Raw genomic sequence first — 18260 nt, 5'->3', positions numbered from 1 at the left:
GCCCTCAGCCCTGGGCCAGCAGCGCCCGCGCTTCCTCCACGCGGGGCAGCTTGGGCTCGCGGGCCAGCGCCTGGCGGATGAGTGCCCGGCCACGCTCGGTGTCGCCCGTCTTCACCAGGGCCTTGCCCAGGTGCAGCTGCATCAGCGGCGAAGGCGGCGAGGCCAGCGACACGGCCTTCTCCAGCAAGGGCCGCGCCTTGTCGTACTGGCCGAGCTGGTAGTGGATCCAGCCCAGGCTGTCCAGGTGCCCGGCATTGCGCGAGCCGGCAAAGCGCGAGGCCAGTTGCAGCGCCCGCTCGGTGCTCGCGCGGTCGCCCTTGAACTCGGCCAGCAGGTAGGCCAGGTTGTTGGCGATGCCGTCGTCTTCGGGGTGGCGTCGCGCCAGCACCTCGTAAGCCGCGATGGCCTCGTCGTGCCGCCCCGCCTGCGCCAGCGTTTCGGCCCGCAGCGTGGGCAGCACCCGTTCCTGCGGCAGCGCGCGCTCGCCGTCGGCCAGCACCTTCAAGGCCTCGTCAGTGCGGCCCTGTGCGCGCTGCACGCGCGCCAGGCCGAGATAGGCGTTGAGCTGGCCCGGCGTGGCGGCGAGCGCCTCGCGGTACACCCGCTCGGCGCCGGCCAGGTCGCCACGCAGGGCCAGCACTTCGCCACGCACCTGCAGATGAACGGCCCGGTTGTTGGGCTGTTGCTGGTCGCGCGCGGCGATGCGAGCCAGGGCTTCGTCGTAACGCTTCAGACCACCCAGCAGCGCCACGCCGGCCAGGAAGGGCGCTGGGTCGGCAGGCGCCACGGCCACGCCAGCGTCGTAGGCCTGCAGCGCGGCCGCGGTGCGGCCCTGCTGCGTCAGCAGGCGCCCCAGGCGCACGTGCGGATCGGCCTCCTGCGGAAAGGCCGCGCGGTAGCGCTCCAGCGTGGCCTGAGCGCCGGCGTAGTCGCGCCGGGCGGAGGCAAGCTGGGCCTGCAGCTGGTACAGAGAGGCGGCCTGCGGCATCAGGCGCAAGGCCTGCTCGAGCTCGTTGTGCGCCGCGTCGAGTTCACCGGCCTCGGCCATGGCGGTGGCCAGCAGGGCGCGCAGGGCGGGCTCGCGCGGGCGCTGCTTCACGCCCTCGGCCAGCGCATCGCGCGCCAGCGCCGGCTCGCCGGCGGCCTGGTGGGCCTGGGCCAGCAGTTGCACCACCTCCACCGCACCGGGCTGGTCGCGCAGGGCACCGCGCAGGTCGGCCACGGCGTCGCGCGCCCGGCCCTCGGCCAGGTGCATGCGGCCGCGCATGAGCAGCGCGGCGGCATCGCGCGGGTTGCTCTTGAGCACTTCTTCCAGCAGCCTGCGCGCCTCCGCCGGCTGCCCTTCGGCCAGGTGCAGGGCCGCGAGCTGGTTGCGCGCGGCCAGCAGGCTGGGGGTGTCGTCGGCCTTGTCCAGCACGGACTGCAGGGTTTGCTTGGCCTGGGCCAAGCGGCCGGTGCTGCGGTAGAGCTGGGCCAGGCCGAAGCGCACCGCCATGTCACGCGGCTTTTCGTCGATGGCGGCCAGGTAGGCCTTCTCCGCGGCCTCGTCGCCACGCACGGCGCGCACGAACTCCAGCAGCGCGAGGCGCCGCTTGCCATCGTCGGGCTGGGCCTGCACGGCTGCGCGCATGACGGACTCGGCCTTGTCGACCTCTTTGGCGACCAGGTGGTAACGGGCCCAGCTCAGCCACAGCTCATGATTGCGCGGCGCCGCTTCGGTAGCGCGGCGAAAGTAGGCCTCGGCCTTGCCAGCCAGCGCCGGGTTGCCCGGGCTGGCGGCCGCGGTCACCTGCACAGCAGCCTGGATCAGGTCCATGTCACGCGGGTGCTTCTGCAGCGCTGCATCCAGCACCTGCAAGGCTTCGGGCCAGCGCTGGGCGTTGGTGTGCAGGGCGGCCAGTGTCAGGCTGGCGTCGACGGGCGCCTGCGGGTCCTTCAGCACCTCTTCGGCCACCTTCTGCGCCTGGGCAGCCTGCCCGTGCGCCGCCAGCAGGGCAGCCTGCAGCGTGCGCGCGCGCGCATGCTGCGGCGCGGCAGCCAGCACCTCGTCAACGAGGGTCTGCGCGCGCGCGCGGTCGCCGGTAACCAGCAGCAGCCGCGCCATGCCGGCCTTGGCATCCACCATGCCGGGTTGCAGCTCCAGCGCCTTGGCGTACTGGCCATAGGCGCGCTGCACCTCGCGCTGGCCTTCGCTGATCTGCGCGGCCAGCAGGTGGGCGGGGGCGTTCTTGGGGTCGATCTGCAGCACGTTGCGCACCTCGACACCGGCCTTGTCCCAATCGGCCTGCTGCTGCAGTTCCGCCGCCTTGCGCAGGCCCGAGGCAATGCGGTCTTCGCGGCTGCTGCAGGCCCCCAGCACCAAGCAGACGGCCAGGGCCGTGATCAGGGGCTGGAGGCGGGGTCGGGCAAGGTCGCGCTTCATGGGGTCTCTCAATCGGGAACGTAGGTGCCAAGGCGGCCGTGGATCTCGGCCACGAATCCGAGCAGCCGCCGGTCGGCGACGGCGGGGTCTTCGCCGGGAGGCAGCGGGGTGACGACACGCACCAGCGCGCCATCGGAGCGATCGCGCGTGATGGCATCGGCCAGGATGTGCCACTTCACGGCGAACTCGCCGGTGAGGTGGCGCCCGCGCTGGCGGAACCAGTAGTAGACGAGCTGGCGCTGGTCGCCCTTCTGGATGAGCGTGCGGTTCACCACCAGCGTGCCGCCGGGCAATGCCAGCGCGTGCTCCCGAAGCTCAGACAGCGACCAGCCATCGCCAGGGATGCAGGTGCGCGGCGAATGGCTTGATTCGCCACCGCTCTGGCTGGCGTAGTAGGCGACATAGAAGTTCACCCAGGGTTCACCAGGGCGGGCGTAGTTCGCGAGGTGGTAGTCGGTGAGGGCCAGGGCAGCCAGCACGTCGGGCGCGATGCGGTCACTGCGCCCTTCCCAGCCCCCGGGCAGTTGCAGCGGGAAGTTGGCAAAGGTCTCGCGCGGGGGCACCTGCTGCGCGCGCTGGGGCTGCATCCAGGCGGCCGCAGCGCACAGCGACAGCAGCAGGAGGGCCGCCGCCAGGGAACGCGGAAAGCGCCGCGGCTGCAGCGTGCTGCCGGCGGGCATCGGGGCCGGCGCGTCGAGCAGCAGCAACTCGTTCAGCCGGGTCTTGCGCCCGCTCCAGCGCGCCAGCAAGCGCATCTCCACCACCAGAAGCGCGAGGCAGATGAGGAACATGAACCAGCCTTCGAGGTCATGCACCAGCCCCTCAGCCATCTCGCTGCCCCAGTTCTCCACCGTCACGCCGATAAGCCCGATGCGCAGGCTGTTGATCGCGATGGTGAGCGGCACGGTGGACACCACCAGCAGCACACGCTGCCACATCGGCGCCTGGAAGAAGCACGCGGCCAAGGTGCCCAGCACCAGCAAGGGGAAGAGGTAGCGCAGGCCGTTGCAGGCTTCCACCACCTGCAGCTTGTAGGCGCCCAGGTCGATGACGTTGCCCGCCAGGTGCACGCTGATGCCGAAGGCGCGGATCAGGGCCACGCCCAGTTCCGACGACAGCAACTGCAGCACGTGCGAGACCTCGCGCAGCACGAACTGCGGCAAGGGCACCATGAACAGCAGCATGGCCAGCGGCAGGGCCAGCAGGCGCAGCCCGCGCAGGCCCAGCGCGGCCAGCACCAAGCCGCAGAGCCCGACCACGAAACCGTACTGGCCGATCACGCGGATGGCACTCAGTTCGCCCACCGCCCCCATCGCCAGCCCGAGCACCAGCACGGCCAGGCCCCACCATGAGCCGTTCAGCGCATGGCCCCTCAACTGGTCGCTGCGCTGCCAGACCAGGAAGGCGCTGATGCAGGGCACGAACCAGCCATAGCTGTACTCCTCCACCTGCTGCCAGGTGGCCACCATGAACTCCAGCGCCCCGTGGTGCCACACCACCAGCAGTGCCAGGGCCAGCGCCCAGGCAAGCCAGTGCGGCGCCCCCCATTTCCAGGCAGATGCAGGCGGCGGGGCAGACAGGGTGGAGGACATGCGGGGCGAGGCCGGGCCGCGCAGCGGCCGAACAGGAGACGCGGCAAGCCGCTGGAACCCGCCACCTTAGGCAGGGCCTGTGACAAGGCCATGGCGCCACAGGCCCGTGCGGCGCAGCGCCGCGGAGCACGCGGCGCCGCGGCCGCCTGTCAAGCACCGGACACAGGCCGCCTTCAAGATCCGCATTCCGCTGCGCGACACCCACCGCCGCCCGGCCCCATGCCGCGTTCCCGTTACCGATGCACCGCCCCGCGCCCCCCTTGCCTGCCACCGACCCCTACCTCGTGCCGAGCACGAGCCTGCGCAGCCGCGCCGGGCGGGCGCTGTGGAGCGTGGTGTGGCTGATGCTCTTCAGAACCTCGCCGCGGCCCGCCTTCGCGTGGCGCGCCGCCTTGTTGCGGCTCTTCGGCGCGCAGCTCGGGCCGAACTGCCACATCTACCCGGCCGCTCGCGTCTGGGCGCCCTGGCTGCTGGTGTGCGAAGACGCGGTGTGCATCGCCGACGAAGCGGTGGTCTACAACCCGGCTGGAGTGCACCTGGGCTCGCACTGCGTGATCTCGCAGCAGGCCTACCTGTGCGGTGCGGGGCACGATGTCGATGACCCGGCCTTTCCGATGGTGAGCCGCCACATCGAGGTGGGCGCCTACGCCTGGGTGGCGGCGCGCGCCACCGTCTGCCCGGGCGTGCAGTTGGGCGAGGGCGCGGTGCTGGCGCTGGGGGCCGTGGCCACCCGGGCGCTGCAACCCTGGGGCGTGTATGCCGGGGTGCCGGCGCGCTGGCACAGACAACGCAAGCGGCCCCATGCAAGCTGAGCCGCTGGTCGCGAGGTCGGAGTACCTCTGGGTGGAAGGTGGCCCTGCCGCCATCCACGCGCACATGGCCCGGCCGGTGGTGATGGCGCTGGACCGCCATGGTGCCCACCGCGTGCTGGACCTGGGCTGTGGCAACGGCTGGCTGACGGCAGCGCTGGCGCGATGCGGCTTCGAGGCCACCGGTCTTGACCTCAGCCACAGTGGCATCCAGATCGCGCGCGCTGCGCACCCGGAAGTGCCGTTCCACCAGGGCGATGCGCTGCTGCCGCCGCCGGCGGCCTGGCAAGGCCGCTTCGATGCCGTGGTGGCGGTGGAGACCGTGGACCACGTGGCGCGGCCCGAGCAGTTGCTGGCCCACGCACTCCAGGTGCTGCGCCCGGGCGGGCTGCTGCTGCTGAGCGTGCCCTACCACGGCTACCTGAAGAACCTGGGCATCGCGCTGCTGGGCCGCACCGACCTGCGCCTGCAGGCCCTGCTGCACCACGGCCGGCTGAAGTTCTTCTCGCGCCAGACGCTCACCGCCCTGGCGGTACAGGCCGGTTTCACGCCGCTGGACCTGCAGCGGCTGGGCCGTGTGCCGCCGCTGGCGCGCTCGATGCTGCTGGTGGCGCGCCGCTGAGGGCGGTGCCGTCGGCTTCATGGCTGCGGCGACGCGTGTGCGTCCCGGGCCCCGGACGCGCTCAGCGCGGAGGCCCGCTGCGCGCCTCGTGCAACTTGGCGTCCACCAGCAGCCGGAACCACAGGCCCTGCAGGAAGGCAAAGTAGAGGCCTTCGCGGCCGTCGAGGAAGCCGAGCCGGAAGACGTAGCGGTAGACGAAGTAGGCCGCTGCGCGCAGCCCGCCGGGCATGCGGTAGTAGGCCGCCTTGAGCCAGCGTGTTCGCTGCCGAGCGTCCCCCAGCAGGCGCGGCTGCAGGCTGCCGCCGACGGCAGCGCTGGCGTGGCCCCCGAGCAGTTCGGCGGCCTCCAGGTCGCTCCACCGGTTGTGGCGCGCGGTCCAGTCGGTGAGGGTCAGCGCGTTCTTGTCGTGCATGCAGCCGGCCAGGCGCCGCGTGGGGTGCGGGCTGACGAAGTGCTGGTCGTAAAGGCGCTGTTCGCAAGCCCCCTGCCCGCTGCGGAAGAGGCGCAGGTGCCAGGGGTTCAACCCGCTGTGGCGCAGGCGCTTGCCCATGAAGTAGTCCACCCTGCGCAGCAGATAGGCCTGGTGGGTGGCCGCATCACCGGCCTGCAGCACCTGCAGGATGGCGGCCACGGCTTCGTCGTCCAGCACCTCGTCGGCATCCAGGTGCAGCTGCCAGCTGGAACTGGCGGCCACCTGCGCGATGGCCCAGTTGCGCTGCTCGGCATAGTTGCTGAAGGGGCGCTGCACCACCTCGGCCTCGGCGCCTACCTGCGCCAGCGTGGCGTCTTTCGAGTAGGAGTCGACGACGAAGGGCCGGGGGTCGATGCGGCGCGCCTGCGCCAGGGTCTCGGCGATGATGCCTTCGCAGTTGAAGGTGAGCACCACCACGCGGCAGCGCACGCGCGCCAGGTTCCTGTCTTCCGGCACCGTCATGCCTGCACCCCGCAATGCATGTGCCTCAGCACGCCGTGGCTGTAGGCCTCCCAGCTGAAGTCCTGCGCGCGTTGCGCGGCCTGGCGGCCCATGGCTGCGCACAGGGCAGGGTCGCGGTAGAGCAGTTCCAGCTTCTCCTGCACGGCAGCGGCGTCACGCTGCGGCACGATGAAGCCGTCGATGCCGTCGCGCACGATGCCGCCGGGCCCGTTGGCGGTGACGATGACCGGCAAGCCGCAGGCCATGGCTTCCAGCACCACGAGCGGCATGCCTTCCACCAGCGTGGGCAGCACGAAGACCTGCGCGCGGCGGTAACGCGCGGCCAGCGCCGGCCGCGTCTGGTGCGGCACATGCTCGAAGAGGTGGGCATAGGGCCGCAGCGGGGCCTCGCTGCCCACCGGGGCGCCCACCAGCGTGAGCGCGGTGTTCGCCCGCGCGAAGGCCGCGTAAGCCCGCAGCAGGTAGCTCAGCCCCTTGCGTTGGGTGAGTTGCCCGGCGTAGATGACTTCGAAACGATCCCCGGCCCCGCGCGAGGCTTCGGGCCCCGGGCCGGGGCAAAAGGTCTGCAGGTCGACGCCGTAGGGCACCACGCAGAGCTTGTGGGCCGGCACGCCCTGCGCCAGGAAGCTGCGGGCCGCGTACTCGGAGCCCAGCAGCACGCCATCGGCCAGCGCGATCTCCTCGTCCAGGCGCTCTTCGTGTCCGGGCCCCCAGTCGGCAAAGCCCGGCCAGGTGGCGGCGAAGTCGGGCTCCAGCGCCAGTTCCTCTTCGCGCACGCGGCGGCGCTCGCGGTGGTGGGCGACGGGGTAGTTGAGCAGGCGCCGTGCCGAACCCGGCCTCACGGCCTGGAAAGCTTCCAGCGCGAATCCCTCGTAGGCCACGATGCAGCCCGCCTCGCGCGCCAGCCGCCCGCCAGCACGCGAGACCGCGGCCCGCACCTGCATGTTCAGGCCGTTGGTCCAGGCGTGCCGCCAGCCCCCGGGCAGCCAGGTCTGGCGCCCGACCAGCGCGGCCGACCAGTCGCAGGCCACGCCAGCCTCGCGCGTGAGCGGCACCAGTGCCGGCTCTCCCAGGCGGCGCCGGCCCAGCGTGCCGGCATAGATCGAACGGCCCATGGGCAGGCGGCCGAGGGCCCGCTCCCAGGCGCGCTCCTTGTTCACGTAGGGCCGCACGAAGTGCCGCAGCAGCCCGCGGCGGGCCAGTGCACCAGCCAGCTGGTTGAGCTCGGGCGCGTTGAAGTTGACGACGACGGCGTCTGGAGGGCTGGAAGACATCAGGCGCCGCAGGCTAACGGCGGTTTGTGACGATGCCCCGACGGCGCGCCGCCGCCCGGCACGGCCGGCACTGACTCACGCCGGAAACATTGCCTGCCTACGCTTGAGGGCTTCCAGTGCCGCGGCGAGCGGTGTGCGCCGGCGCCAGACGCCGGCCGGGTGTGTGGCGATGAACATCTTGATGTGCTCGGTGCCTTTCAGGCCTTCGGTGGGTGGCATCGAGACCGTGACCGAACTGCTGGCCCGGGGCTTCCACGAGGCCGGCCACGGCCTGACCGTCGTGACGCAGACGGCTGCCGGCGCCGAGGCCGACGACTCGCCCTACGCCGTGCTGCGCCAGCCCGGCGCACGCGCCCTGTGGAGCGCCGTGGAGCGCAGCGACGTGGTGCTGCACAACAACGTCAGCCTGCGGCTCGCCTGGCCGCTGCTGGCGCTGCGGCGCCCCTGGGTGGTGGCCCACCACACCTGGTTGCCGCGCCAGGGGCCCGCTGCGCGGGCCGCCGGCTGGAAGCGCCTGGCGCTGCGCCATGCGCGCAACGTGGCCGTCAGCGGGGCGCTGGCCGCCGATCTCGGCCTGCCTTGCAACGTGCTGCCCAACCCCTATGACAGCACGCTGTTCCGCAGCGTGCCGGGCATCGCGCGCAACCGCGACATCGTCTGCGTCGGCCGCCTCGTCAGCGACAAGGGCTTCTCGGTGATGCTGCACGCCCTGGCGCTGATGCACGCCCACGGCCACCGCCACACGCTCACCATCGTCGGTGAAGGACCCGAAGGCGCTGCGCTGCAGGGCCTGGTGGCCGTGCTCGGGCTGCAGGGCCTGGTGCGCTTCACGGGGGCCCTGCGCGGCGAGGCGCTCGTGCAGGCGCTGCACCAGCACCGCGTGGCCGTGGTGCCTTCGGTGTGGGAAGAGCCCTTCGGCCTGGTCGCCCTGGAAGCCCAGGCCTGCGGCTGCGTGCCGGTGGTGGCGGCCAGCGGCGGCCTGCCCCAGGCCGCCGGCCCGGCGGGCGTGGTGTTCGCCAAGGGCGACCCCCTGGCGCTCGCCGCGCGCCTGGTGCCGGTGCTGCGCTCGGCGCCCGAGAGCGGCATCGCCCACGACCCGCGCGTGCGGCGCCACCTGCAGCAGCACCAACCCGCCGCGGTCGCGCAGGCCTACCTTCAGTTGCTGGAACAGCATGCGCAGCACCGCTCCGTGGCCCTGGCGCGCCAGGCCTGAGCCCGCACCGCGCGCGCTGGCGCGCGCCCGCCATGGCGCCCTGCAGCGGGTGGCCGTGGGCGCTGCCGAGCGCGGCCGGCGCCAGGTGGTCGCGCTGGTCTTCGCGATCTACCTGCTGGCCATCTTCGAAGGCGCGCTGCGCAAGTGGGCGCTGCCGCAATTCAGCCAGTACCTCTTCTTCGTACGCGACCCGCTGCTGCTGCTGGCCTACGCGCTGGCCTGGCAGCACGGCCTGTGGCCGCGCCGGCAGCCCCTGCTCACCGCGGCACTGTGGATGGCGGTGCTGGGGGTCGCGCTGGGGGCGGCGCAGGCCGCCAGCGGCCCACCCAGCGAGCTGCGCCTGCTGCTGGGTGTCTACGGCTGGCGCGCCTACTTCCTCTACCTGCCGCTCGCCTTCCTGGTGGGCCAGACCTTCCAGGCCCGGGACCTGCAGCGCTTCTATGCCCTGACGCTGTTTCTCGCCGTGCCCATCGGCCTGCTGGTGGCGGCACAGTTCTTCTCGCCGCCGGGCGCGGCCATCAACGTCGGCACCGCTGCCGACGAAGACCTGCAGTTCCGGGGCCTCACGGCCACGGCCGAGCGCACGCGGCCCATGGGTCCCTTCGCCTCCGGCGCCGGACAGCAGCAGTTCGCGGCCACCGCCTGCGCCATCGCATTGCTGGCCTTCCTCACCCCGCGCCGCCTGCCGCAGCCCCCCGTGTGGCTGCTGGCCGGCGGCGCCGCCGGCGTGCTCACGGCCCTGGCGCTCAGCGGCAGCCGGGGCACGGTGCTGCAGGCCGGGCTGTGCCTGGCTTTCGCGGTGCTGCTGGGCCTGCTGGGCCGCGGCGCGGCCCTCAAGACACGCGCACTGGTGTGGCCCCTGACACTGAGCCTGCTGTCGCTGGTGCTGTACCCGCTGGTCTTCCCTGAGGGCTTCGCCGCCTTCGTCGAACGCTGGACGGTGGCCGATGCCGCCGAGAGCCGCCACTTCGAGTGGGGCGTGTTCGGGCGCGCTGCCTACGGGCTTGTCGACTTCCTGCGCCTGCTCGGCGAGGTGCCGCTGCTCGGCTGGGGCCTGGGCTATGGCGGCAACGCCAGCATCACGCTGGACGCCGTGATCGATGGCGTGCGCCCGGGCCAGCTGGCCGAGACCGATTTCGCGCGCCACATGGTCGACATCGGCCCGCTGGCCGGCCTGGGCTACATCGCCTTCCGCCTGCTGCTGGCCGGCTGGCTGGCCGCGCAGGTGCTGCGCACGCTGAAGCTCAGCGACGACCCGGCGCCGATGCTGCTGTTCTCCTACGTCGGCTATGTGCTAGTGCTCGGGCAGATCACCGGGCAGGGCGCCATCAACGTCTACGGCTGGCTCTTCGCGGGCCTGCTGATGGCCGCCTGCCGGCAGGCCCCGCCCCGACATCCGCGGCCGGGCACGGGCCCCGGTCGGCTCACTCTCCAACGCGGGCCCAGACCCCCCAGAAAGCTGCATCGATGAACGACACCATCATGGTCACCGGCGGCGCCGGTTTCGTGGGCTCGCACCTGTGCGAACGCCTCGTGCAGGCGCAGCACGACGTGCTCTGCGTCGACAACCTCTACACCGGCAGCCGGCACAACGTGCAAGGCCTGATCGGCAGCCGCCACTTCGAGTTCATGCGCCACGACGTGACCTTTCCGCTGTACGTCGAAGTCGGGCAGATCTACAACCTGGCCTGCCCAGCCAGCCCGGTGCACTACCAGCACGACCCCGTGCAGACCACCAAGACCAGCGTGCACGGCGCCATCAACATGCTGGGCCTGGCCAAGCGCGTGAAGGCGCGCATCCTGCAAGCCAGCACGAGCGAGGTATACGGCGACCCGGCCGTGCACCCGCAGACCGAGGGCTACTGGGGCAACGTCAACCCCATCGGCCTGCGCGCCTGCTACGACGAAGGCAAGCGCTGCGCCGAGACCTTGTTCTTCGACTACCACCGCCAGCACGGCCTGGACATCAAGGTCGTGCGCATCTTCAACACCTACGGCCCGCGCATGCACCCCAACGACGGGCGCGTGGTCAGCAACTTCATCGTGCAGGCGCTGCGCGGCGAGCCCATCACCATCTTTGGCGACGGGCAGCAGACGCGCAGCTTCTGCTACGTCGACGACCTCGTCGAAGCCCTGATGCGCATGATGACGACCGAACGCGGCTTCACCGGCCCGGTGAACGTGGGCAACCCGGGTGAATACACGATGCTGGAGCTGGCCGAGAACGTGCTGGCGCTGACCCGCAGCCGCTCTGCGCTGGTGTTCAAGCCCCTGCCCCCTGACGATCCGCGCCAGCGCCGCCCCGACATCGAGCTGGCGCGCCAGGCGCTGGGCTGGCAGCCCACGGTCACGCTGCGCGACGGCCTGGTGCCGACCATCGAGCACTTCAGGCGGGTGCTGGCCGCATGAGCATCCGGCCGCAGCCGCCAGCGACCGTGTCGGCCAGCCCGGGCCTGGCCATGGGGCCGGGCCCCGCGCCGGCGGCCCTGCTGCGGGGCTTGCTGAACCAGCGCCGGCTGCGGCAGTTGCTGGGCTTTGCAGCGGCCCAGGGCGGCGTGCAGTTGCTGGGCTTCGTCGCGGGCCTGCTGCTGGTGCGCTGGATGGCGCCGGCCGACTACGGGCACTACACCGCCGCGGTGGCACTGCTGAGCCTGGTGTCGGTGATGCTGGACCTGGGCCTGTCCTCGGCCATGTTGTCGCTGGGCGGCCCCCACCATGCCGACCGTGCCGCGCTGGCGCGCCTGCAGCAAGCGGCGAGGCGCCTGCAGTGGCGCCTGTTCGGCCTGCTGCTGCTGCCCCTGGCCGCGCTGGGCGCGCTGCTGCTCGGCGACCCCGCGCTGTCCCTGCCCGCCACCGCCGCGCTGGTGGGCCTGTGCCTGCTGCTGGGGCTGGTCAACGCACGCAACGCGCTGGCCATCGCGCTGATGCGGCTGCAGGGGCAGGCCGCCCTGCAGCAGAAGCTGGAGTTCGCGGTGCACGCCGCGCGGGTGTGCTCGGTGGCCGGCGCCGGCGTGGGGGTCATCGACATCGGCATCGGCGCGCTGCTGATGGCGCTGCCCACGCTGCTGCTGGCAGCCGCGCTGCGCTGGGCGGCGCCGGCCTGGCGGCCGGACGCTGGCCCGGCCACTGCACACGCAGAGGCCGAAGCAGCCGAAGGTGCCGCAGCGGCCCAGGCCGAGGGCCATGCAGCCCGCCTGCAGGCACTGGTGGCAAGGCAGGCCCCCAACTCGGTGTACTACTGCCTCAGCGCCCAGCTGCCGGTGGCCCTGGTGGCCTGGCTGGGCCAGGCGCAGCAGGTGGCCGAGGTGGGCGCGCTCTCGCGCCTGGCCATGCTGTTCACGGTGCTGAGCAACGTGCTGGCGGCCCTGGTGGCCCCCTACTTCGCGCGCCCCCGCCTGGCCGGTGAACTGCGCACCGGCTTCGGGCTCGTGAATGCAGGCTTCGCGCTGCTGTGCGCTGCCCTGGGGACACTCGCGCTGCTGCTGCCGGGCCCGCTGCTGTGGGTGCTGGGCCCGCAGTACCTGCACCTGAAGGCCGAGACCCCGTGGATGGTGCTGTCGACCACGCTCTCGGTGTGGGCTGGCGCGGTCTACGCCATCGGCGCGGCGCGCGGCTGGATCGTGCCGGCGCTGCTGAACATCCCCCTCGGGCTGCTGGCCTTGCTGGCTGCGCTGCTGCTTTTCGACGCCGGCACCGCGGCCGGCGCCTTCCAGATCAACACGGCCGTGGCCGCGGCCTCGGTGCTGCTGCTGGTGGGCTACACCGCTTGGCGCCTGCTGGGCAACACGCGCCTGTGGGCGCCGGGAGTGCGGCAGTGAACGCAGCCGCGGACCCGGCCTGCCCCGCCTGCGGACAGCTGGGGGCGGCCGCCCTGGGCTCGGTGTCGGTGCCGACGCAGCATGCGGCCTACGCGCAGCGCGCGGCGCAAGAGCGCGTGGGTACCCGTGCCGACGCGGCAGGCCTGGCTTCGGACACGCTGGCCGCGCTGGCGCAGGCGCACCCCGCGCCGCTGGGGCGCTACACCATGCACCGCTGCCCGCACTGCGCGCTGGAATTCGCCGACCCGATGCTGGCGCCACCGCCAGCCTGGTACGGCACGCTCTACGAGGCGCTGCCGCTGTACCCGGCCGAGCGCTGGGAGTACGGCCAGGTGCTGCGGGCCTTGGGTCCGCCCGACACGGTGCTCGACCACGGCTGCGGCAGCGGGCACTTCCTGGGGCTGGCGGCCGGGCGCGTGCGCAGGGCCATCGGCATCGACTTCTCGCCCGCCGGCGTGGCGGCCGTGCAGCAGCGCGGCCTGGAGGCGCATGTCGCCACCGGGGGTGCGGCCGAGGGCGTCGCGCTGTCCGAGCCCGCCAGCCACATCACCGCCTTCCACGTGCTTGAACACCTGCCCCGGCCGGCCGCGCTCTTCGAGCTTGCACGGGCGCTGGGCACGCCCGCGGTGCAGCTGTGGGTGGCCGTGCCCAGCGACCGCCGGCCCGACCGCCTCTGCGGTGAGAGCGACGATCTGGACGCGCCACCGCACCACCTGACGCGCTGGACGCCGCGCGCGCTGCAGGCGCTGGGCGAGCGGCAAGGCTGGCAACTTCGCAGCCTGCACCACGAGCCGCTGCCCTGGCGCCAATGCGTGTGGGAGGTGGGGCGCCGCAACCGCGCCGTCGCCGCGCTGCTGGCGGCCAGCCCTTGGCCGCGGCCCTTGCGGCGCGGCCTGGCACGCCTGGCGGCGCTGGGCCTGTGGGCCTGGGGCCGCCATCCCATGGACCAGGCCAGCGGCTTTTCGATGCTGGCCCGCTACACCCTGAACCGCTGAGGACACCCCATGCGCAGCCTGGTCTGCACCCTGTTCGAAGGCAACTACCACCACGGCGTGGCGGCCCTGGCCAATTCGCTGCATCACGCCGGCTTCGAAGGCGACCTGATCGCGGGCTACCGCGGTGCGCTGCCGCGCTGGGCCGAGGCCGGCACGGCCAGGCCCTGGCCCGGCCCCTGGGGCGAGGCCCGCGTGCTGGAGGTGACGCCCCGTCTGCGGCTGGTGTTCGTGGCGCTGACGACCGAGCACCACCTCACCAACCACAAGCCCGCGTTCATGCTGCAGCTGCTGGACAGCGCGGCCGGGGCCGAGACCGATGCCCTGTTCTACCTCGACCCCGACATCGTGCTCGTGCGGCCCTGGTCCTTCTTCGAGCAATGGGTCAGCTGTGGCGTGGCGCTGTGCGAAGACCTGAATTCCCCGCTGCCCGAGAACCACCCGCGCCGCGTCGGCTGGCGGCGCTACTACGCATCGCACGGGCTGGCGCTGCGCTTCCGCGGGGCCGAGTATGTCAATGGCGGCTTCATCGGGCTGCGCCGCGAACAGCGCGAGTTCCTGCTGCACTGGGAAAGCGCGATGCAGCTGATGGCCCACGAGATCGGCTCGCTGGGGCTGGCGCTCACCGCCGACGCCAACTACCGCTCCACGGGCTTTGCCGGCTGCTTCGACCGCACCGACCAGGACGGGCTGAACGTGGCCATCGAGGCCTGCAGCCTGGCGGTCAGCGTCATCGGCCAGGAGGCCATGGCCCTGAAGCCCGGGCCCTGGCTGCTGCCCCACGCGCTGGGCGCCGCCAAACCCTGGCAGCGCGCCTACCTGCGGCAGGCACTGGGCGGTGTGCCGCCCCGGCCCGCCGACAAGGCCTTCTGGCAACACGCGGGGGGCCCGCTCGTCACCTTGCCGGCCTGGGTGCGCTGGACCAAGCCGGCCGAGCTGGCCCTGGCCGCCCTGCTCGGCCGCTGCTACCGCCGCGCGTGACTCGGACCTCAAGGGCACCACGATGATGACGACCGAACCTCACGAGCCCGCCGCAGAAGCCCTGCACCCCTCGGCGGCCCCAAGGACCTTTGCGCCCGGCATGGCGCCGGGCAGCACGGCAGCCGAAGCGCCCACGCCTTCGGCAGCGGCCTACGGCTGGCAATCCAGCCAGGCACCGCACGCCTGCCATTACGTCACCCCCAAGGTCTTGCAGCTGCTGCAAAGGCTGCGTGCGCGGCGTGTCGTCGATATCGGTGCCGGTAACGGCGCGCTGTGTGCCGCGCTGGTGCGTGCCGGCCACGAGGTGCTGGGTCTCGAACCCGACGCGCAGGGCGCGGCCTGGGCGCGGCGCACGGCACCTGGCGCCCAGATCGAAACCCTGGGCGTGGAGGCCGACGCCGCCCTGCTGCGCGAAAGCCACGGCAGCTTCGACGCCGTGGTGTCCACCGAGGTGATCGAGCACCTGCACGCGCCACACCGGCTGCCTGCGCTGGCCGCCGGCCTCTTGCCGCCGGGGGGCTGGCTGATCGTCTCCACGCCCTACCACGGCTACCTGAAGAACCTCGCTCTCTCTTTGGCCGGCCGCTGGGACCACCACCACACCGCGCTCTGGTATGGCGGGCACGTCAAGTTCTGGAGCCGCCACACCCTGGGGCTGCTGCTGCAGGACAACGGCTTCGAAGTGGTGGGCTTCCATGGCGTGGGCCGCCTGCCCTGGCTCTGGAAGAGCATGGTGCTGGTGGCACGCCGCACCAGTGCCGAGGTCGGCGCCGGGCACGCACGCGGCGCCTGAACGGCCATGCGCCTGGTCTTCCTGGCCCACCCTGCCTTCCTCGGCCTGCGCAGCCAGGATGCCTATGCGCGCATGCTGATGGACGGATGCGCCGCGCGCGGCCACCAGGTCGAGCTGCGCAGCGCCCAGCCGCGCTGCTGGCAGTGGCTGCGGCACACCGCCTGGGCCAAATGGGGCGGCTATGTGGACCAGTACCTGCTCTTTCCGCGGCAGTTGAAGCGGCAGCTGAAGGCCGACCCGCCCGACACGCTGTACGTCGTCTGCGACCAGGCCCTGGGGCCCTGGGTGCCCAGCGTGGCGCAGCGGCCGCACGTGGTGCATTGCCACGACCTGCTGGCCCTGGCCTCGGCGCTGGGCGAGGTGCCCGAGAACCCCACGCGGGCCAGCGGCCGGCTGTACCAGCGCTGCATCCGCCGCGGCTTTGCGCAGGCACGCCACTTCATCAGCATCTCGGCCCACACCCGCAGCGAACTGCACCGCCTCGGTCTGCGCGGGCGCGCCGCGAAGACCTCGGTCGTGGTGCTGAACGGCCTGAACCACCCTTACACGCCCCTGCCGCCGGCCGCGGCCGACGCGGTGCTGCAGGCCGCCGGCCTGGAGACGCCTGCCGCCGGGTGGCTGCTGCATGTGGGCGGTGGGCAGTGGTACAAGAACACGGCCGGCGTCGTGGCCTTGTATGGCCAGCTGGTGCGTCGCCTGGAGGCAGCGGGCGCGCCGGTTCCCCTGCTGCTGATGGTGAGCCCCACGCCCGGGGCCGCAGTGCGTCTGCAACTGCAGCAGTTGCCCGCGGCGGGGCAGGTGCGCTGGCTCCACCCGGTGGCGCCAGCGCTGCTGCACGCGCTGTACGCCCGTGCGCGGGCGCTGCTCTTTCCCAGCCTGGCCGAGGGCTACGGCTGGCCCGTGGCCGAAGCCCTGGCCTGCGGCTGCCCGGTCGTCTGCACGGGCGTCGCACCGCTGACGGAAGTGGGCGGCGACGCGCCGCTCTACCTGCCCCGCCTGCCCGGCCCGCAGGCCTTGGCGGCATGGGCAGCCGATGCGGCCACTGCAGTGGCGGGCCTGCTCAATGAAGCACCCGAAGCCGCAGCCCACCGGCGCGCACGCGGCCTGGCACGGGCCGCAGCGCTGCAAGCCGACAACGCCATCGACCGCTGCCTCGCGGTGTACGAAGAAGTGCTGCGGCTGGAGCAGCCGAAGTGCAGCCCGGGCGCCACCGTGGCGCCAGGGTCTCGCCTGCCAGTCTGATCCGCCCCGACGAGCACCGCATGATCCAAGACGACTCCCACCCTGCGCCCGCCCCCGGCCCTGCGCTGGCCCCGCACACGGCTGCACGCCGCGCGGCGCTGCTGCGCCTGGCCGCCTGGAGCAGCCTGGGGCTGGCCGGGCCCTTGTCTGCCTGCGGCGGGGGTGGCGGAAGTGGTGGCGCCTCGCCCGCGCCGGCGCCCGTGGCCCCGGCCCCACCGCCGCCCACACCGCCCGTGCCCCCGCCGGTGCAGCCACCGCCGCCCACCGTGCAGCGCCTGAAGGCCGCGCTGCTGCGGCCAGCCCTGCAGGCGGCCGCCAGCGGCTACACCGTGACCCAGGGGCCGGGCAACGATGCCAGCTCGGGATTCGGCAGCAACGCGCGTTTCCTGCCGGCCTTCAGCAACGGCAACACCGCCAGCCTGGCCGAGGTGGCCGAGGTCTGGGGGCACCGCCGCGACACCTGGACGGCGCCGGCACCGGGCGTGGCGCGCATCTCGGGCGTCAACGTCTTCCCGGTGCAGCGGCGCCACCCCGCCGCCACGCTGGCCAGCGAAGGGGTCTGCGCCCTGCACTTCCGGCTGCAGGGGCGCGCCTTCGAGGTGCTGATGGCCGGCATCGCGGTCAACCTGACAGTGGTGGTCGACGGCGCCCTGCTGACCGGCGGCTGGTTCGACCGCAGCTGGGGCCCCGCCGGCAGCGGCGCCAGCCTGAGTGCACCCAACGCCATGCTGCGCTTCGACTTTGGCAGCCGGGCGGCGCGCGAGGTCTCGGTGTACGCCCGCAGTTCGCAGGGGCCGTGCGCGCTCATCGTCGATGCGCAGGACAGCCTTCAGCCCTGGGACCGCAGCGCCGAAGCCGCCATGGGCGCCATGGCCGATTCCTACGGTGGCGCGCCCGGCCAGGTGTTCAGCACAGGCGGCCCGCTCTGGGAAGCCGCCGCGCGCCTGGGCATCGCGCACATCGACATCAACGCCATTGGCGGCACCGGCTACGCACCGAATTCGGTGCCGGGCCGCGGCAACCCGGGGGATGCCTTCGAGGCCCGCCTGGCCAGCTGCGTCCGCTCGGCGCCCGACCTGTTCATCACCGCGGGCGGCATCAACGACAACAACTCGCAGGCCCTCTTTCCCTACGCCACGGCCCAGGCCGCGCGCGACGGCTTCGAGGCTGCGGTGCGCAGCTACCACCGCGCGCTGCGCACGGCCTTGCCGCAGGCCGTGCTGGTGGGCATCGGACCCTGGGCGCCGCGCGAGTCGGTGCCGCCCGAAGCCACGGCGCTGGCCAAGGCCGAAGCCGTGCGCAACGCCCTGGCCGAGGTGGGCGGGCCCTGGATCTTCCTGGACAACCTGCGCGGCGGCTGGACCAGCAGCGCCGGAGCCGGCAGCGCAGGCAGCGGCCCCTGGCAGACGGGCACGGGCACCGTGGCGGCACCCACGGGCCGCGGCAACGGCGACCTCTACGTCAGTGCCGACGGTACCCATCCCACGGTGGCTGGTGTGGTGCACCTGGGCACGCAGATCGCCGAGGGCATCCGGGCGGGGCTGGCCTCGCTCTAGCGCGCGGGCGGC

At 72.8% G+C, this 18260-nt stretch carries 15 protein-coding genes; 11 read left to right on the top strand and 4 right to left on the bottom strand.

Going from position 1 to position 18260, the window contains the following annotated elements:
• Positions 1 to 4: 4 nt before the first annotated feature.
• Entirely contained in the window at positions 5 to 2422 is a 2418-nt protein-coding gene (locus EOE66_RS13115; protein ID WP_128229161.1) for a tetratricopeptide repeat protein, read from the bottom strand.
• Between the two features lie 8 nt (positions 2423 to 2430).
• Complete coding sequence (gene xrtD, locus EOE66_RS13110; RefSeq protein ID WP_128229159.1) at positions 2431 to 4014, bottom strand: VPLPA-CTERM-specific exosortase XrtD; 1584 nt, start codon at positions 4012 to 4014, stop codon at positions 2431 to 2433.
• Between the two features lie 260 nt (positions 4015 to 4274).
• Between xrtD and EOE66_RS13105 the strand changes: the two genes are divergently transcribed.
• On the top strand, positions 4275 to 4826 hold the full coding sequence (locus EOE66_RS13105) for an LbetaH domain-containing protein (RefSeq protein ID WP_245479027.1): 552 nt from the start codon (positions 4275 to 4277) through the stop codon (positions 4824 to 4826).
• A complete protein-coding gene (locus EOE66_RS13100) occupies positions 4816 to 5445 on the top strand; it encodes a class I SAM-dependent methyltransferase (protein WP_164885097.1) in 630 nt (209 codons plus the stop codon). The genes EOE66_RS13105 and EOE66_RS13100 overlap by 11 nt, the downstream gene beginning before the upstream one ends.
• 61 nt (positions 5446 to 5506) lie before the next feature.
• Here EOE66_RS13100 and EOE66_RS13095 read toward each other — a convergent pair whose 3' ends face one another.
• Both EOE66_RS13095 and EOE66_RS13090 read right to left on the bottom strand, forming a co-directional pair.
• The gene (locus tag EOE66_RS13095) at positions 5507 to 6379 is read right to left on the bottom strand and encodes a glycosyltransferase family 2 protein (RefSeq protein ID WP_128229155.1); all 873 of its coding nucleotides are present in this window, start codon (positions 6377 to 6379) and stop codon (positions 5507 to 5509) included.
• The gene (locus EOE66_RS13090) at positions 6376 to 7653 is read right to left on the bottom strand and encodes a glycosyltransferase family 4 protein (protein WP_128229154.1); all 1278 of its coding nucleotides are present in this window, start codon (positions 7651 to 7653) and stop codon (positions 6376 to 6378) included. The genes EOE66_RS13095 and EOE66_RS13090 overlap by 4 nt, the downstream gene beginning before the upstream one ends.
• Before the next feature lie 169 nt (positions 7654 to 7822).
• Here EOE66_RS13090 and EOE66_RS13085 point away from each other — a divergent pair, with 169 nt between their 5' ends.
• From EOE66_RS13085 to EOE66_RS13045, 9 genes are read left to right on the top strand one after another with little or no spacing between them, the layout of a single operon-like run.
• A complete protein-coding gene (locus EOE66_RS13085; RefSeq protein ID WP_128229153.1) occupies positions 7823 to 8866 on the top strand; it encodes a glycosyltransferase family 4 protein in 1044 nt (347 codons plus the stop codon).
• Positions 8826 to 10337 (top strand): hypothetical protein, encoded by a 1512-nt coding sequence (locus EOE66_RS13080; protein WP_128229152.1) that lies wholly within the window; start codon positions 8826 to 8828, stop codon positions 10335 to 10337. The genes EOE66_RS13085 and EOE66_RS13080 overlap by 41 nt, the downstream gene beginning before the upstream one ends.
• Positions 10334 to 11275: a UDP-glucuronic acid decarboxylase family protein gene (locus EOE66_RS13075; RefSeq protein ID WP_128229151.1), complete on the top strand. Its 942-nt coding sequence runs from the start codon at positions 10334 to 10336 to the stop codon at positions 11273 to 11275. The genes EOE66_RS13080 and EOE66_RS13075 overlap by 4 nt, the downstream gene beginning before the upstream one ends.
• Positions 11272 to 12684 (top strand): oligosaccharide flippase family protein, encoded by a 1413-nt coding sequence (locus EOE66_RS13070; protein ID WP_128229150.1) that lies wholly within the window; start codon positions 11272 to 11274, stop codon positions 12682 to 12684. The genes EOE66_RS13075 and EOE66_RS13070 overlap by 4 nt, the downstream gene beginning before the upstream one ends.
• A complete protein-coding gene (locus tag EOE66_RS13065; RefSeq protein WP_128229149.1) occupies positions 12681 to 13679 on the top strand; it encodes a class I SAM-dependent methyltransferase in 999 nt (332 codons plus the stop codon). Before EOE66_RS13070 ends, EOE66_RS13065 begins: the two co-directional genes overlap by 4 nt.
• Before the next feature lie 9 nt (positions 13680 to 13688).
• On the top strand, positions 13689 to 14657 hold the full coding sequence (locus EOE66_RS13060; protein ID WP_128229148.1) for a hypothetical protein: 969 nt from the start codon (positions 13689 to 13691) through the stop codon (positions 14655 to 14657).
• 25 nt (positions 14658 to 14682) lie between these two features.
• Positions 14683 to 15450, top strand: coding sequence for a class I SAM-dependent methyltransferase (locus EOE66_RS13055; RefSeq protein WP_245479026.1), 768 nt, complete (start codon positions 14683 to 14685; stop codon positions 15448 to 15450).
• Positions 15451 to 15456: 6 nt separating this feature from the next.
• Positions 15457 to 16692, top strand: coding sequence for a glycosyltransferase (locus EOE66_RS13050; RefSeq protein WP_128229147.1), 1236 nt, complete (start codon positions 15457 to 15459; stop codon positions 16690 to 16692).
• 20 nt (positions 16693 to 16712) lie between these two features.
• Positions 16713 to 18248 carry a GDSL-type esterase/lipase family protein gene (locus EOE66_RS13045; RefSeq protein WP_128229146.1) on the top strand — a complete coding sequence of 512 codons (1536 nt, stop codon included), beginning with the start codon at positions 16713 to 16715 and terminating at the stop codon, positions 18246 to 18248.
• The last annotated feature ends 12 nt before the right edge of the window (positions 18249 to 18260 follow it).

The sequence above is a fragment of the Rubrivivax rivuli genome, assembly GCF_004016505.1.
GTDB lineage: Bacteria > Pseudomonadota > Gammaproteobacteria > Burkholderiales > Burkholderiaceae_C > Rubrivivax > Rubrivivax rivuli.
This window is presented reverse-complemented; position numbering and strand designations above follow the sequence as displayed.

Excerpts from the sequence above, each read along its gene's own strand:
- EOE66_RS13055 (WP_245479026.1), top strand. The coding sequence starts at position 14,683 with ATGACGACCGAACCTCACGAGCCCGCCGCAGAAGCCCTGCACCCCTCG.
- EOE66_RS13095 (WP_128229155.1), bottom strand. The coding sequence starts at position 6,379 with ATGACGGTGCCGGAAGACAGGAACCTGGCGCGCGTGCGCTGCCGCGTG.
- EOE66_RS13070 (WP_128229150.1), top strand. The coding sequence starts at position 11,272 with ATGAGCATCCGGCCGCAGCCGCCAGCGACCGTGTCGGCCAGCCCGGGC.
- EOE66_RS13060 (WP_128229148.1), top strand. The coding sequence starts at position 13,689 with ATGCGCAGCCTGGTCTGCACCCTGTTCGAAGGCAACTACCACCACGGC.
- EOE66_RS13090 (WP_128229154.1), bottom strand. The coding sequence starts at position 7,653 with ATGTCTTCCAGCCCTCCAGACGCCGTCGTCGTCAACTTCAACGCGCCC.
- xrtD (WP_128229159.1), bottom strand. The coding sequence starts at position 4,014 with ATGTCCTCCACCCTGTCTGCCCCGCCGCCTGCATCTGCCTGGAAATGG.
- EOE66_RS13075 (WP_128229151.1), top strand. The coding sequence starts at position 10,334 with ATGAACGACACCATCATGGTCACCGGCGGCGCCGGTTTCGTGGGCTCG.
- EOE66_RS13045 (WP_128229146.1), top strand. The coding sequence starts at position 16,713 with ATGATCCAAGACGACTCCCACCCTGCGCCCGCCCCCGGCCCTGCGCTG.
- EOE66_RS13115 (WP_128229161.1), bottom strand. The coding sequence starts at position 2,422 with ATGAAGCGCGACCTTGCCCGACCCCGCCTCCAGCCCCTGATCACGGCC.
- EOE66_RS13100 (WP_164885097.1), top strand. The coding sequence starts at position 4,816 with ATGCAAGCTGAGCCGCTGGTCGCGAGGTCGGAGTACCTCTGGGTGGAA.
- EOE66_RS13050 (WP_128229147.1), top strand. The coding sequence starts at position 15,457 with ATGCGCCTGGTCTTCCTGGCCCACCCTGCCTTCCTCGGCCTGCGCAGC.
- EOE66_RS13085 (WP_128229153.1), top strand. The coding sequence starts at position 7,823 with ATGAACATCTTGATGTGCTCGGTGCCTTTCAGGCCTTCGGTGGGTGGC.
- EOE66_RS13080 (WP_128229152.1), top strand. The coding sequence starts at position 8,826 with ATGCGCAGCACCGCTCCGTGGCCCTGGCGCGCCAGGCCTGAGCCCGCA.